Here is a 13866-nt window from a genome sequence, read left to right on the forward strand (position 1 = left end):
TGCGTGCCGACCAAGGTCGGCACCCACCAGAAGCAGGTTCGACCGCGTTACGCCACGCGGCCGCGGCGTGCACGCTCCAGGTGCACCAGCAGCAGCGAGATCGCTGCCGGGGTCATGCCCGGGATGCGCTGCGCCTGGCCGATGGTCTGCGGGCGCACGCGCTCCAGCTTCTGCAGCGCTTCGGCCGACAGCCCGCGCACCGTCGCGTAATCGAAGGCTTCAGCGATCGGCGTGGCTTCATGCCGCTGCTGGCGCTCGATCTCCTCGCGCTGGCGGTCCAGGTAGCCGGCGTACTTCACGCCGATCTCCACCTGCTCGGCCACCTTGCCGTCGGCCACGGCCGGGCCCAGCGACGGCACCTGCATCAGCTGCGCGTAATCCAGCTCGGGGCGTTTGATCAGGTCCAGCACGTTGGTTTCGCGGCTGACCGCCACGCCCAGCGTGTCCTGCACTTCGCGGCCCAGCGCGTTGGCTGGGGTTGCCCACAGTGCGCCCAGGCGCGCGCGCTCGGCGGCGACGGCGGCCTGCTTGGTCTCGAACGCGTTCCAGCGGCGGTCATCCACCAGGCCCATCTCGCGGCCGGCGGGGGTCAGGCGCTGGTCGGCATTGTCCTCGCGCAGCTGCAGGCGGTACTCGGCGCGGCTGGTGAACATGCGGTATGGCTCGTTGGTGCCGTGGGTGATCAGGTCATCCACCAGCACGCCCAGGTAGGCCTCGTCGCGACGCGGGCACCAGCCGTCCAGCCCACGCACCTGGCGTGCGGCGTTGAGGCCGGCCAGCAGGCCCTGCGCGGCGGCTTCTTCATAGCCGGTGGTGCCGTTGATCTGGCCGGCGAAGAACAGGCCGTTGACCAGCTTGGTTTCCAGCGAGGCCTTCAACCCGCGCGGATCGAAGAAGTCGTACTCGATCGCGTAGCCGGGGCGGGTGATGTGCGCGTTCTCGAAGCCGCGGATGCTGCGCACCATCTCCAGCTGCACGTCGAACGGCAGCGAGGTGGAGATGCCGTTGGGGTAGATCTCGACGATGCCCAGGCCTTCGGGTTCGACGAAGATCTGATGGCTGGCCTTCTCGGCAAACCGCACCACCTTGTCCTCGATGGACGGGCAGTAGCGCGGGCCGATGCCTTCGATCTGGCCGCTGTACAGCGGCGAGCGGTGCAGCGCGTCGCGGATGATCTGGTGGGTCTGTTCGGTGGTGTGGGTGATCCAGCAGCTGACCTGCTGCGGATGCTCGTCCACGGAGCCGAGGAAGGACATCACCGGGCGCGGCGAATCGCCGGGCTGCTCGTCCATCACGCTGTAGTCCAGCGAGCGACCGTCGATGCGCGGCGGCGTGCCGGTCTTCAGGCGGTCCACCTGGAACGGGCGCTCACGCAGGCGCGCGGCCAGCGTGGTGGCCGGCGGGTCGCCCATGCGGCCGGCGGCGTACTGGGTCGGGCCGACATGGATCTTGCCGGCCAGGAAGGTGCCGGCGGTCAGCACCACGGCCTCGGCGTCGAAGCGCAGGCCGGTCTGGGTGATCACCCCGCGCACGGCGTCGCCTTCGATGACCAGGTCGTCCACGGCAGCCTGGAATACGGTCAGGTTGGCCTGGCCTTCGACGATGGCGCGGATCGCCATGCGGTACAGGTTGCGGTCGGCCTGGCAGCGGGTGGCGCGCACGGCCGGGCCTTTGGAGGCGTTGAGCGTGCGCCACTGGATACCGGCGCGGTCGGCGGCATGCGCCATTGCACCGCCGAGGGCGTCGATTTCCTTGACCAGGTGGCCCTTGCCGATGCCGCCGATGGCCGGGTTGCAGCTCATCGCGCCCACCGTCTCGATGTTGTGGGTCAGCAGCAGGGTGCGCACGCCGGTGCGGGCCGCGGCCAGCGCGGCTTCGGTGCCGGCGTGGCCACCGCCGATGACGATGACGTCGTAACGATGGAAGGACGGGTTCATGGGGGCTGTTCAGCTGGGGGCGGGCGCGGACCGGGGGTGGCGCCGGGGTGGCGATTTTAGCGCCATTCGGGGCCGGGACGTCGGTGCCGGCCGGCCGGCGTCGAAATCAGCCCTAAAGTTGGCAGGATTTTTGCAGATAACCCAATAGCACCCACCGTGGCTGGCGCCGTAGGCGCCCGTGACCGGAATTGGAACAGGGGCCGGTACAGGCGCACGGTGGGGGAGCAGAGGGCCGGCAGTCGGGGGACTGTCCGGCCCTGTTTTTTTGGGCTGTCGGGAAGGCCCCATCCACGCATGGCGTGGATCTACTGACGCTGGGGCTCTCGCCGAAAACAAACGGCCCCGCATTGCGGGGCCGTCTGCCTTCAGAGGTGCCGACATCCGACAGGGCCGGAACAGGGGGGATCCAGATGTTCCTGTCGGATATCGACGTAGAGCTATTTGCGGCGGCCCGTGTCGTTTTTGTCACTTTGTGACGCGGGCCGTCACTGGTCCCGTAGAGTGCGGCTTGGACCGTGTGAAATGCAAGACGGTTCAGCGCTCAACTGTGCGCTGCGTCCCACGATCCATGTTGCGCCAGGGGGAACCGTTCATCCTTGGCGCACTGGGCGCCGGGGCCGGACGGGCCTGCGGCGGAGGCGCCGACGGCTGGATGTTCGACTGCGGCGGGCGACGCATCGAGTCCATGTTCCGCCACGGCGAACCGCCGTTGTACGACGGCCGCGACGGCGGCGGCGGACGGTTCTCGCCACCATTGCCGGGCGGGCGCGGCGGCGGGCGGTGGTTGTGCGGCGGGCGGTAGACCGGGCGCGAGTAGTACGGATTGCCATAGCCGCCGTAGTAGCCGCCATAGCCGCCGTAGTACGGGTAGCCGTAGTTGTAGGGATAGCCGGCCGGGTAGCGGTACTCCACCGACGGCGCACCGTGGTAGTAGCTGCCGCTGCGGCCACCGCCGACGTAGTCGTAGGTGGTGCAGCCGGTCAGGGCCAGCAACAGGCCACCGGCAAGCATCAGGCGCGTTTTCATGGTGGGTCCCCCCAGAGGACGGGTTGTGCAGTCAGCTTCGTGCGCAGGCGTTGAATCGGCCCTTAACTTCACTGGCCAGGATGAATGGAGGTGAAGGCCCTCATGCTGGCATGACCTGTGCCGGGGTCGCCAGCGTGGAGCCATACGTTAATCTTGCGTCATGAGCGATTCACTGTTGCCCCGTGCCGACGATGTCCTGGCTGCCGCTGCGCGGATCGCGCCGCACGCCAGCGTGACCCCGGTGCTGCGCTCGCGCACGCTTGATGCGCTGGCCGGCGCGCAGCTGGCGTTCAAGGCCGAACACCTGCAGCGCGGCGGCGCATTCAAGTTCCGTGGTGCCTGCAACGCGGTGTGGTCGCTGGATGCCGATCGCGCCCGTGCCGGCGTGGTCACCCATTCCTCCGGCAACCACGGCGCTGCCCTGGCCCTGGCCGCGCGCACCCGTGGCATCCCCTGTCACGTGGTGGTGCCCGAAGGTGCGGTGGCGGCCAAGCTGGCCAACATCGCCCGTCACGGTGCCACCCTCTGGCGCTGCCCGCCGACCATCGCCGACCGTGAGGCCACCTGCGCCAAGGTGCAGGCCGATACCGGCGCGACCCTGGTTCATCCGTATGCGGACCCGGCGGTGATGGCCGGACAGGGCACCGCGGCGCTGGAACTGCTGCACAGCGACGGCCCGTTCGATGTGCTGGTGGTGCCGGTGGGCGGCGGTGGCCTGGCCAGCGGTACCGCGCTGGCCCTGCAGCTCGCCAGCCCGCAGACCCGGCTGGTGCTGGCCGAACCGGCCGGTGCCGATGACACCGCACGCTCGCTGGCCGCAGGCGAGCGCCAGGGGGCGTTCACCCCGGACACGATCTGCGATGGCCTGCGTACCCTGATCGGCGCCCCCAACTTCGCGCTGCTGCGCGCGGCCGGCGCCGAGGTGATCGTGGTCGACGACGACGCCACCACGGCTGCGATGCGCCTGCTGTGGGAGGTGCTCAAGCAGGTGGTCGAGCCGTCCTCGGCCACCGTGCTGGCCGCGGTGCTGGCACAGCCGCAGCGGTTCGCCGGCCTGCGCGTGGGCCTGGTGCTGTCCGGTGGCAATGTCGACCTGCCCGCCCTGCGCTGGGGGGCGCCTTGAGCCGCGACCGGCACCGGCATCGCACCGGCCTGCTGGGCTGGCTGTGGCGGCTGTTCGTGCTGCTGGTGATCTGGCTGCTGGGGGTGACCGCCTGGATCGTCTGGGTGGGTGAGCGCGACCAGGCGGCCAAGGCCGACGCCATCATCGTGCTCGGCGCGGCGGCCTATGACGCCAAGCCGTCGCCGGTGTTCGAAGAACGCATCCGCCATGGCCTGGATCTCTATGAGGCCCAGTACGCGCCATTGCTGATCTTCACCGGCGGCTATGGCGGCACCGGCGCGCGCTTTTCCGAATCGCAGGTGGCGCGGCGTTATGCGCTCAAGCATGGCGTGCCGGACGATGCGATCCTGATCGAGTCCGCCTCGCGCAACACCGTGCAGAACCTGGTCGAAGCCAAGCGGCTGATGGACCAGCGCGACCTGCACCGGGTGATCATCGTCAGCGACCCGTTGCACATGGCGCGCGCGCTGCGCCTGAGCAAGGCGCTGGGCATCGATGCGCTGGCCTCGTCCACGCCCAGCACGCGCTTCCGCAGCTTTCACACCAGTTGGCGCTTCCTGGTGCAGGAAATCTATTTCTTCCACCGCGACCTGGTGCGCCCGCCGCTGAGTTCGCCGGCCAATACCTGATTGGTTGCAGTCGGTAGTGCCGGCCGCTGGCCGGCAACCTCATGATTCCATGGTGGACATCTGCCGGCCAGCGGCCGGCACTACCGGATGATCGGTAGAGGCCAACCAAGGTTGGCACCTACCAGAAGCAGGTGCGCGGTCGCGTGATCAGGTCTGCTTGCGCCGGATCGGAATCGCCGACACCGGCACCGAGGCCACGTCGTGCCCGCCTTCGCGGATCGGTGCGCCCGGGTCCGGTGCCCAGGCGTGGGCATAGATCACTTCCCAGCTGCTGGGCAGCTTGCCGTCGGCACGGCGCATCGGTTCATACGCCGCTGCCGCAGCGGCGAAACGACCACGCCCGGTCAGCGTGTGGCGTCGGTCCACCCGCGCGTTGGTCGCGCCCATCGCGCGCAGCTCGCGCATCAGCGAGGGCAGGTCGTCGTAGGTCAGGGTGAACAGATCGCGGTCCAGCACCGGGTCGCGGAAGCCGGCCATCATCAGCGCATCGCCGAACTGGGCGATCTGCGCGAAGCGGCTCACGTGCGGGCGGTCATCGGCGGCCGCGAAGGCTTCGTTGAGTTCGACCAGCGTGTCCGGGCCGAAAGTAGAGCACAGCAGCAGGCCACCGGGCTTGAGCACGCGGCGAAACCCGGCAAATACCGCCGGCAGGTCGTCCACCCACTGCAGGCACAAGTTGCTGAAGATCACGTCCACGCTGTTGTCGGCCAGCGGCAGCGCGGCGGCGTCGCCGCACAGGCGCTGGAACGGCTTCCACCAGCCCGCCTGGCGCTTGGCCTGGTCCAGCATCGGCAGCGCCACGTCCAGCGCGATCACCTGCGCCTTCGGCCAGCGCTTCTTCATCAGCGCGCTGGCGTGGCCGGTGCCGGCACCGATGTCCAGCACCACTTCGGGCTTGCGTGCCTCCAGGTAGTCCAGCGATTCGATCAGCCGCGCCTGCACCTCGCGCTGCAGGGCGGCGGCGGCGTCATAGCTGTTGGCGGCGCGGGCGAACGCGCGGCGGACATGGCGGGCATCGAAGTGGGACGGCATTGCGAAAGTCTCTTAGAACGTACCGGGGTAGGCGCCGCCGTCGATCAGCAGGTTCTGCCCGGTGAGGTAACCGGCCTGTGCGCTGCACAGGAAGGCGCAGGCGGCGCCGAATTCATCCGGCGTGCCGAAGCGGCCGGCGGGAATCTGCTGGCGGCGGCGCTCGGCCACTTCCGCAGCATCGCCGTCCTTGCCCGCAGAGTGGGCGAAGTTGGCGCGCAGGCGGTCGGTGTCGAACTGGCCGGGCAGCAGGTTGTTGATGGTGACGTTGTGCGCCACGGTGCGGCGCGACAGCCCGGCGACGAAGCCGGTCAGGCCACTGCGCGCGCCGTTGGACAGCGCCAGGATGTCGATCGGGGCTTTCACTGCCGAGGACGTGATGTTGACGATGCGGCCGAAGCCGCACGCGATCATCGCGTCCACGGTGGCGCGGATCAGCGCGATCGGCGCCAGCATGTTGGCGTCCAGTGCGGCGATCCAGTCGTCGCGCTCGAAGCTGCGGAAATCACCCGGCGGCGGGCCACCGGCGTTGGTGACCAGGATGTCCACCTGCGGGCACGCGGCCAGCGCTACGGAGCGACCGGCCTCGGTGGTGACATCGGCGGCGACCATGCGGACTTTGGCGGCGCCGGGCAGGGCACGCAGCTCTTCAGCGGCGGCCTGCAGGGCGGCTTCGCCCCGGGCCACGATCACCACGTTGACACCCTCGCGCACCAGTGCCCGCGCGCAACCCAGGCCCAACCCCTTGCTTGCGCCGCAGACCAGTGCCCAGCGGCCGTTGATACCCAGATCCATGCGTCAATCCCGCGGAATGAGGAAGGCGCTCATTGTCCGCCATCGGCCGGTGACAGGCCGGCAACGAAGTGTTGCAGGGCCGCGGCGACCTCGTCGGCATGGCCGAGGAAGGGCGCATGGCCGCCGTGGGCGATGGTCAGCGCCTGCCCGCCCGGGGCCAGTGCCGCAGCGGCCTGCATCGCCGTCGGCGACACCAGCCGGTCACGCTGGCCGGCGATCCACAGGCTGGGTTTGCCCAGTGTCGGCAGTGCGCCGCGCAGGTCGGTGCCTTCCAGCAGGCGCAGGCCTTCCAGCAGGGCGCGTTCGGTGGGTGCACCGCGCTCGACCAGGCGCTGGCGCAGCGTGCGCAGCTCCTCGCGGGCGTGTGCCGAGCCCATCACGTCCAGCGCCAGGAAGCGTTCCAGCGTGCCGCCGAAATCGCTGGCCAGCTCGCGCCCGAACTGTTCGAACACCGCCGGTTCCACCGCATGCGGCCAGTCTTCGCCACGCACGAAGCGCGGCGTGGCCGCGATCATTGCCAGCCCGCGCACCTTCGGCAGCGTTGCAGCGGCGTGCAGCGCAAACAGGCCGCCCAGCGACCAGCCGCACCACACCGCCGGCGGCGTGGCCGCGGCGATGGCGTTGACCACGAACGGCAGGCGCAGCGGCGTGCTGTCCTCGCGGCTGTGGCCATGGCCCGGCAGATCAACCAGATGCAGGGTGAAGCGATCGGCCAGGCGTTGCACCAACGGCGCGAACACACCGCCCTGCAGGGCCCAGCCATGGATCAGTACCAGGTCCGGCCCCTGGCCGGTGACGTCGATATGCATGGGAAAACGGCAACAGGCTCAGGCAAAGACAGGCAGCGGCGGTGGCGCGGCCTCACGCGCGGCGAGGTCGACGCGATCGCGCGCGCTGGCAATGGCCTCGACCAGGCCTCGCACCTGCTCGGGGGTGTGCAACGCGGACAGGGTGACGCGCAGGCGCGCCTTGCCTTCGGGAACCGTGGGCGGGCGGATCGCGCCGACCAGCCAACCGGCCTGTTCCAATGCCTTGGACATCGCCACGGCGCGGTGGTCGTCGCCACACAGCAGCGGCTGGATCGGTGTTTCCGAGGCCATCAGGTCCAGGCCATGGCGGCGGGCTTCGCCGCGGAACAGCGCGATCAGGTCGGTCAGTTTCGAACGCCGCCAGTTGTCACGGCGTGCCAGGCGCACCGCTTCCAGTGCTGCGGCGGCCAGCGGCGGCGGCATCGCGGTGGTGTAGATGTAGGGGCGCGCGGTTTCGGCCAGGTGCTCGACCAGGTCGTCGCGGCCCAGCACCAGCGCGCCGGAACCGCCCAGTGCCTTGCCCAGCGTGACCAGCTGCAGCGGCACATCGTCCACGCCCAGTCCGGCAGCCGCGACCGCGCCACGGCCATCGCCCACCACGCCCACGCCATGCGCATCGTCCACATAGAACAGCGCCTGCTGCAGGCGTGCCACAAGCGACAATGCACGCAGCGGTGCGATGTCGCCATCCATGCTGAAGACACCATCGGTGGCCAGCATCGCCGCGCCATCGGGCGCGTGCTTGAGCTGGCGCATCGCACCTTCGGCATCAAGGTGCGGATAACGGCGCAGGCGCGCACCGGCCAGCCGCGTCGCATCGAGCAGGCTGGCGTGGTTGAGCTTGTCCTGCACGCACACATCGTTCTCTTCGCTCAGCAGCGCCTGCTGCACGGCCAGGTTGGCGGCGAAGCCACTGCCGAACAGCAGCGCGCGCGGGTAGCCCAGCCACTCGGCCACTTCGCGCTCCAGCGCCTCATGCAGGGCGTGGTGGCCGCAGACCAGATGCGAGGCACCCGCGCCGGTGCCTTCGCGCGCGGCCGCATCCTGCAGTGCGTTGACCACGCTGAACTGCTGGGCCAGGCCCAGGTAATCGTTGCTGCAGAAGCCGGTCAGCCACTGGCCGTCCACTTCCAGGCGGACGCCGTCACGACGGGTGACCGTGCGCCGCGTGCGGCGACGGCCTTGGGCATCGCGCAGGGCGCGTTGGGCGTGGAGGCGGGCGGTCAGGTCGGGGCGGGCCATGGCGGCTGAATGCGGCGACGGGGCGGCTAGGGTAGCGCGTTGCCGCGGCGCCTGCTTGCGGCCCGTCTCAGGCTGCGTGAGCGCAGCCACAGGCCGGCGCATCGGCGCTGATATCGGCGTGCACGGTACCGCCGTGGTCGTGGCCCTCGGCATCCACCTGCACCGCCAACGGCTGCAGCCCCAGCCGAGCGAACAGGGCCAGGTCGCGCTCGCTCTCCGGGTTGCCGGTGGTCAGCAGCTTGTCGCCGTAGAAGATCGAGTTGGCACCGGCCAGGAAGCACAGCGCCTGCAGTTCGTCGCTCATCGCCTCGCGCCCGGCCGACAGCCGCACCATCGAGCGTGGCATGGCGATGCGTGCCACCGCGATCATGCGCACGAACTCGAACGGGTCCAGCTCGGCGCTGCCGTGCAGCGGCGTACCCGCCACCTGCACCAGCTTGTTGATCGGCACCGAATCGGGATGTGCCGGCAGTGTGGCCAGCGCCAGCAGCAGGCCGACGCGCTGCGCGCGCGTCTCGCCCATGCCGACGATGCCGCCGCAGCAGGTCTTCAGGCCGGCATCGCGCACGTGCTCCAGCGTGTCCAGGCGGTCCTGGTACTGGCGCGTGTGGATGATCGAATCGTAGTAGTCCGGCGCGGTGTCGAGGTTGTGGTTGTAGTAGTCCAGCCCGGCGTCCTTCAGCGCACGCGCCTGCTCGCCGCTGAGCATGCCCAGCGTGGCGCAGGTCTCCAGGCCAAGCGCCTTCACCCCGGCGATCATCGCCGCCACCTTCGGGATGTCGCGGTCCTTCGGCGAACGCCACGCGGCACCCATGCAGAAGCGCGAGGCACCGGCGGCCTTGGCCTGGCGTGCCTTGGCCAGCACTGCATCGGTCTCCATCAGCTTCTGCGCGTTCACCCCGGTGTTGTAGCGCTGCGCCTGCGGGCAGTACGCGCAGTCTTCCGGGCAGCCGCCGGTCTTCACCGACAGCAGCGTGGAGACCTGCACCTGCGATGGGTCGAAATGCTCGCGATGGACCGCTGCGGCGCGGAACAGCAGCTCGGGGAACGGCAGATCGAACAGCGCCTGCAGTTCGTCGTGTTGCCAGTCGTGGCGGATGGCAGCAGCCATGGCGGGACCTTGGGTACGAGTGGAGCGAGGGCGGCAGTGTGGGTGGGCTGGCGAGGCCTGTCAACTTAAATATTCTGGTGTAGTTTACAGAAATCGACCGCCAGAAATGCGCGCTACGGTGTAAGTTCATTGCTGCATACGGACTCGCGAGCATGAGCCATGGACAGCTACCAGCCCTACCCGATCCGCCGCGATGCGGTGCTGTGCAGCCTGGCCGAACTGCCTGACGGCGGCCTGCGCGTCGTGATGGATGATCTGCGCCAGACGGGTGAACCCGGGCACTGGCAGAACCGCATCTTCGTGACCTTCAAGGACTACGCGGCGGGGCAGCTCGATCCGTCGACGCTGCCGGACGAGGAGTTGCAGGCGTTCGGCCTGTACGTGCTGGTTCGCCTGCTGGCCATCAATGGCTGCCTGCGCGACACCGAGGAGGAGCCCGACAGCGATGCCCACCTGACCGAGCAGCAGCGACAGAACATCGCCGCGCTGACCGATAAGGACATCGCCTGGATCGATGCGCAACTGCTTTCCCACTGCGATGGGCAGTTCCGAAAAATCGCGTACATCGTGGGGAATGCGATGTCGTTGGACCCGCAACGACGCCCCGGCATTGCCGATGTCTTCTACGCCCAGCGCGTGCGCGAACTGGTCGCGCGCGGTGTACTGGAAGCGCAGGGCGACCTGACGCGCATGCGCTATTGCGAAGTGCGCATCCCGCACCAGCCCTGACCGCTGATGCGACCGATGATGGAGTAGCTGCGGCAGCAGTCCAGCATGCGCGGGGTGGGAAAGCGCCGGTGGCGGGAGCGCCTGCGCGTCCAGCGGTGTGCGCATGGGGCAGGCTGTCGGGACGGCCCGTTTCCGGGCATTTCACCGCATCCTGCAAGGCCTTCAGCCACAGTGGCCGCTGTCCACCTGCTCCCGCTGCGTCCACACTGCCCTGCATGACCGATCTCCATCGCCTCCGCGGCCGCATCACCGCGCTGGTTCTCAGCGAGGCCTGGCGTCGCCGTGCCGCGCTCTGGGGCGGCGCCGTGGCCGTGGCGCTGGTGGCCATCCTGTTCGCCAAGGCCAGTGACGCGGCCTTCCATCTGTTCCAGCGCATCACCGCGCACTCGCCGTGGTGGGCCCTGCTGCTCACGCCTGGCATCTTTGCGCTGCTGGCGTGGCTCACTTCCGGCGTGCTGAAGCCCACGCGGGGCAGCGGCATTCCGCAGGTCATCGCTGCGTTGGACAAGCCCGATGAGCCATTCCGGAAGGCCAATCTTTCGCCTGCGGTCTCAGCCGGCAAGCTGCTGCTGACGTCGTTGTCGCTGCTCGGTGGCGCGTCGGTCGGGCGCGAGGGTCCCACCGTGCATGTGGGCGCCAGTCTGATGTACCTGTTTGGCCGCTGGTTCGGTTTCAAGGATCCACGCGAGCTCTCGCATTTCCTGCTGGCCGGGGGTGCCGCCGGCATTGCCGCGGCCTTCAACACGCCGTTGGCCGGTATCGTCTTCGCCATCGAGGAGCTCAGCGGCCGTTTCGAGCATCGGTTCTCCGGCACCCTGCTGACCGCGGTGATTGTCGGCGGCGTGGTGTCGCTCGGCCTGCTCGGCAACTACACCTACTTCGGTCATGTGAGTGCGCGGCTGCCGCTGGGACAGGGCTGGCTGGCGATCCTGCTGTGCGGCGCAGTGGCCGGATTGCTGGGTGGATTGTTCGCGCGCGCGGTGCTGGCCAGTGCGGCGGGCCGCCCACGTTGGCTCGGGCAACTGCGGCAGCGGCATCCGGTTCTGTTGGCCGCAGGCTGCGGTCTGGTGGTGGTACTGCTCGCCCTGGTCTTCGGTGAAGGTGCATTCGGCACCGGCTACGAACAGGCGCGCAGCCTGGTGCAGGGACAGGCGATGGTCGGCCACGAGTTCGGGTTGATGAAGCTGCTGGCCAACCTCGCATCGTACGTGGCCGGCATTCCCGGCGGCCTGTTCTCGCCGGCGCTGGCGGTCGGCGCGGGACTGGGCCACAACCTGGCGGTGCTCATGCCGGGCGTGGACCCACGTGCGTTCGTGCTGCTGGGCATGTGTGCTTACCTGACCGGCGTTACCCAGGCCCCGCTGACGTCGGCGGTGATCTCGCTGGAGCTGACCGACAGTGGTGATCTGCTGCTGCCGATCCTGGCCACGGTGCTGATCGCGCGTGGCGTGTCCGGGCTGGTCTGCCGGGTGCCGATCTATCGTGGTCTGGCGGAGCTGCTGATGGCACCGAAGGTCGTCGACGATGCCGGTGGCTCGGAGTCTGCTGCCCGACAGTGATGCGGGCGCTGCACGCCCGGCTTTTGTTAGCCGGTTCTGCAATGGAAAGGAAGTGCCTGAAGCTCATCAGCTCAGGTGCCATTCCAAACCAGGGTGGTGGCGGTGAAGATCAAGGCGACAGTGTTCGTCCACGCTTCCCCTACCTGGAAACCTGCAGATGAGAAAGATGCTGCTGTTGTCCCTCTTTGCGTTTGCAGCCACAGGCCAGGCAGTGGCCGGCGAGTCTGCAAAGGAACAGGTTGCACGCGCACAGCTTGCCCATCAGGTCGGCGACTATCGTGCGAGCGCCGACCTCTATCACCGGGTTGCAGGTGCTCTGGACGACAACGCCGGCATCTTTGAACAAGAGGTGCTCTACGCTGGTGCCAGCGCTGCGGCGATGGCGGGAGACCGGGAGCAGGCCCTGGATTTCCTGGGGCGCGCGGTCAAGGCGGGTGTCATGCAGGCCGATCGCATCCGCCACGATCCCAGCCTCGCGTCGCTGCAGGGTGACCCGCGTCTGGACGCACTGCTGGCCGACATCGCTGCACAGCAGAAGCGCAGCGACAGGATCTGGAACAGTCCGGGCTTCGCCGCAGCCTACAGCGATTCCCTCAGTGAAGACCAACGCGTTGCCGGACTGTCGCGGCTGTGGTCCGAAGCAAAGTTCAGCTTCGCCAATTTCGATCGGGTGCCAGACCTGGATTGGGATGCGTTGTATCTGGAGACGTTGCCGCGGGTACGCGCTGCACCTGACACCTATGCCTACTATCGGGAACTGCAGGCATTCCTCGCGCGGCTGCAGGACGGGCACAGCACGCTGGTGCTGAGGTCGGCCTCCATCCGGGATCGTTTCCAGGCACGTCCCGGGCTGAGCACCGCCTATGTGGAAGGGCGGGTGTTCGTCCGCGATGTCTTCGATCCGGCGCTGCGTGCCGCAGGTATCAGCCGCGGATGGGAGCTGCTGACGATCGATGGTGAACCTGTGTCCGTCTACGCGGAGCGCGAACTCCGGCCGTATACGTCTGCATCCACCCCGCAGGATCTGCATTCCCAGATGTATGAGCGCTCCCTGTTGCAGGGACCTCTCGACCGGCCCTTGAGCATTGGTTTCAGCGACCCCCGCGGGAAAGCGCATGTCGTGAAGGTCGGGCGCATGCCGGCCAAGGAGTACAAGGCGGCCAGGCAGGAACCGCCGGCCTTCGAGTGGAAGCTGCTGCCCGGCAACGTGGCCCTGGTGACGTTGCGCTCGTTCTCCGACAACACCGCAGCCGACCAGTTCGAAGCGGCCTTCGCCCGGATTTCGCGCGCGGAGGCGATCGTCTTCGACCTGCGCGACAACGGCGGCGGCAACAGCAACGTAGGCTATCGCATCCTGTCGCTGCTTACCGATCGACCGTTCCAGACGTCCGCGTGGCGAACGCCTGATTACCGGCCGGCGCTGCGTGCCTGGAGCATCAGCACGCCTGATTTCAACGCCGGGGCGGGCGAGTGGCCCCACGATGGCAAGCGTCATTACGCCAAGCCTGTGCTGGTACTGACCAGTGCACGCACCTATTCGGCTGCAGAAGACTTTGTCGTCGCCTTCGATGCGATGCGCAGGGGGCGAATCGTAGGAGAGCTGACGGGCGGCAGCACGGGGTCCCCGATGATGTTCGATCTGCCGGGCGGCATGGTTGCTCTCATCTGCACCAAGCGCGACACCTATCCTGATGGAAAGGCATTCGTCGGGGTGGGAATCGCGCCGCAGGCGGAGGTGCATCCGACCGTCGCTGACTATCGCAATGGCCGCGATACCGTGCTTGATGCCGCGGTGCGCCTGGCCAGAGCGGATGCGCAATGACCGTTCCGCGCCGGCAGGCACTGCCCTGACCACAAGCTGCCCCTCTGGTCCGGAT

General features: G+C 68.5%; 12 protein-coding genes. 5 read left to right on the top strand and 7 right to left on the bottom strand.

Annotated features, from left to right (window positions below):
- Positions 1-47: 47 nt before the first annotated feature.
- Positions 48-1937: a tRNA uridine-5-carboxymethylaminomethyl(34) synthesis enzyme MnmG gene (gene mnmG, locus BKE09_RS12370; protein ID WP_075675914.1), complete on the bottom strand. Its 1890-nt coding sequence runs from the start codon at positions 1935-1937 to the stop codon at positions 48-50.
- A gap of 534 nt (positions 1938-2471) precedes the next feature.
- Entirely contained in the window at positions 2472-2963 is a 492-nt protein-coding gene (locus BKE09_RS12380; protein WP_049444178.1) for a hypothetical protein, read from the bottom strand.
- Between the two features lie 160 nt (positions 2964-3123).
- Between BKE09_RS12380 and BKE09_RS12385 the strand changes: the two genes are divergently transcribed.
- Both BKE09_RS12385 and BKE09_RS12390 read left to right on the top strand, forming a co-directional pair.
- Entirely contained in the window at positions 3124-4086 is a 963-nt protein-coding gene (locus BKE09_RS12385) for a pyridoxal-phosphate dependent enzyme (protein ID WP_075675915.1), read from the top strand.
- Entirely contained in the window at positions 4083-4715 is a 633-nt protein-coding gene (locus BKE09_RS12390; protein WP_075675916.1) for a YdcF family protein, read from the top strand. Before BKE09_RS12385 ends, BKE09_RS12390 begins: the two co-directional genes overlap by 4 nt.
- Before the next feature lie 147 nt (positions 4716-4862).
- Here BKE09_RS12390 and bioC read toward each other — a convergent pair whose 3' ends face one another.
- The 5 genes from bioC to bioB form a co-directional block, all read right to left on the bottom strand.
- Positions 4863-5747, bottom strand: a complete 885-nt coding sequence (bioC, locus tag BKE09_RS12395; protein WP_049444172.1) for a malonyl-ACP O-methyltransferase BioC — start codon at positions 5745-5747, stop codon at positions 4863-4865.
- A gap of 12 nt (positions 5748-5759) precedes the next feature.
- On the bottom strand, positions 5760-6539 hold the full coding sequence (locus tag BKE09_RS12400; RefSeq protein ID WP_075675917.1) for an SDR family oxidoreductase: 780 nt from the start codon (positions 6537-6539) through the stop codon (positions 5760-5762).
- A 29-nt stretch (positions 6540-6568) separates the two neighbouring features.
- Positions 6569-7348: a pimeloyl-ACP methyl ester esterase BioH gene (gene bioH / locus BKE09_RS12405; RefSeq protein ID WP_075675918.1), complete on the bottom strand. Its 780-nt coding sequence runs from the start codon at positions 7346-7348 to the stop codon at positions 6569-6571.
- A gap of 18 nt (positions 7349-7366) precedes the next feature.
- Positions 7367-8590, bottom strand: coding sequence for an 8-amino-7-oxononanoate synthase (gene bioF / locus BKE09_RS12410; RefSeq protein ID WP_075675919.1), 1224 nt, complete (start codon positions 8588-8590; stop codon positions 7367-7369).
- 67 nt (positions 8591-8657) lie between these two features.
- Positions 8658-9701, bottom strand: a complete 1044-nt coding sequence (bioB, locus tag BKE09_RS12415; protein WP_075675920.1) for a biotin synthase BioB — start codon at positions 9699-9701, stop codon at positions 8658-8660.
- A gap of 159 nt (positions 9702-9860) precedes the next feature.
- Between bioB and BKE09_RS12420 the strand changes: the two genes are divergently transcribed.
- From BKE09_RS12420 to BKE09_RS12430, 3 genes are all read left to right on the top strand, one after another.
- Positions 9861-10430 (top strand): DUF3658 domain-containing protein, encoded by a 570-nt coding sequence (locus BKE09_RS12420; RefSeq protein WP_075675921.1) that lies wholly within the window; start codon positions 9861-9863, stop codon positions 10428-10430.
- A gap of 215 nt (positions 10431-10645) precedes the next feature.
- Positions 10646-11989, top strand: coding sequence for a chloride channel protein (locus BKE09_RS12425; RefSeq protein WP_075675922.1), 1344 nt, complete (start codon positions 10646-10648; stop codon positions 11987-11989).
- A 157-nt stretch (positions 11990-12146) separates the two neighbouring features.
- Positions 12147-13811, top strand: a complete 1665-nt coding sequence (locus BKE09_RS12430) for a S41 family peptidase (protein ID WP_139319644.1) — start codon at positions 12147-12149, stop codon at positions 13809-13811.
- Positions 13812-13866 lie beyond the last annotated feature (55 nt).

This window comes from Stenotrophomonas sp. TD3, assembly GCF_001939825.1.
GTDB lineage: Bacteria > Pseudomonadota > Gammaproteobacteria > Xanthomonadales > Xanthomonadaceae > Stenotrophomonas.

What these genes read in the sequence shown, in the direction of transcription:
- mnmG (WP_075675914.1), bottom strand. Translation starts at nt 1,937, where the DNA reads ATGAACCCGTCCTTCCATCGTTACGACGTCATCGTCATCGGCGGTGGC.
- BKE09_RS12380 (WP_049444178.1), bottom strand. Translation starts at nt 2,963, where the DNA reads ATGAAAACGCGCCTGATGCTTGCCGGTGGCCTGTTGCTGGCCCTGACC.
- BKE09_RS12385 (WP_075675915.1), top strand. Translation starts at nt 3,124, where the DNA reads ATGAGCGATTCACTGTTGCCCCGTGCCGACGATGTCCTGGCTGCCGCT.
- bioC (WP_049444172.1), bottom strand. Translation starts at nt 5,747, where the DNA reads ATGCCGTCCCACTTCGATGCCCGCCATGTCCGCCGCGCGTTCGCCCGC.
- BKE09_RS12400 (WP_075675917.1), bottom strand. Translation starts at nt 6,539, where the DNA reads ATGGATCTGGGTATCAACGGCCGCTGGGCACTGGTCTGCGGCGCAAGC.
- bioH (WP_075675918.1), bottom strand. Translation starts at nt 7,348, where the DNA reads ATGCATATCGACGTCACCGGCCAGGGGCCGGACCTGGTACTGATCCAT.
- bioF (WP_075675919.1), bottom strand. Translation starts at nt 8,590, where the DNA reads ATGGCCCGCCCCGACCTGACCGCCCGCCTCCACGCCCAACGCGCCCTG.
- bioB (WP_075675920.1), bottom strand. Translation starts at nt 9,701, where the DNA reads ATGGCTGCTGCCATCCGCCACGACTGGCAACACGACGAACTGCAGGCG.
- BKE09_RS12420 (WP_075675921.1), top strand. Translation starts at nt 9,861, where the DNA reads ATGGACAGCTACCAGCCCTACCCGATCCGCCGCGATGCGGTGCTGTGC.
- BKE09_RS12425 (WP_075675922.1), top strand. Translation starts at nt 10,646, where the DNA reads ATGACCGATCTCCATCGCCTCCGCGGCCGCATCACCGCGCTGGTTCTC.
- BKE09_RS12430 (WP_139319644.1), top strand. Translation starts at nt 12,147, where the DNA reads ATGAGAAAGATGCTGCTGTTGTCCCTCTTTGCGTTTGCAGCCACAGGC.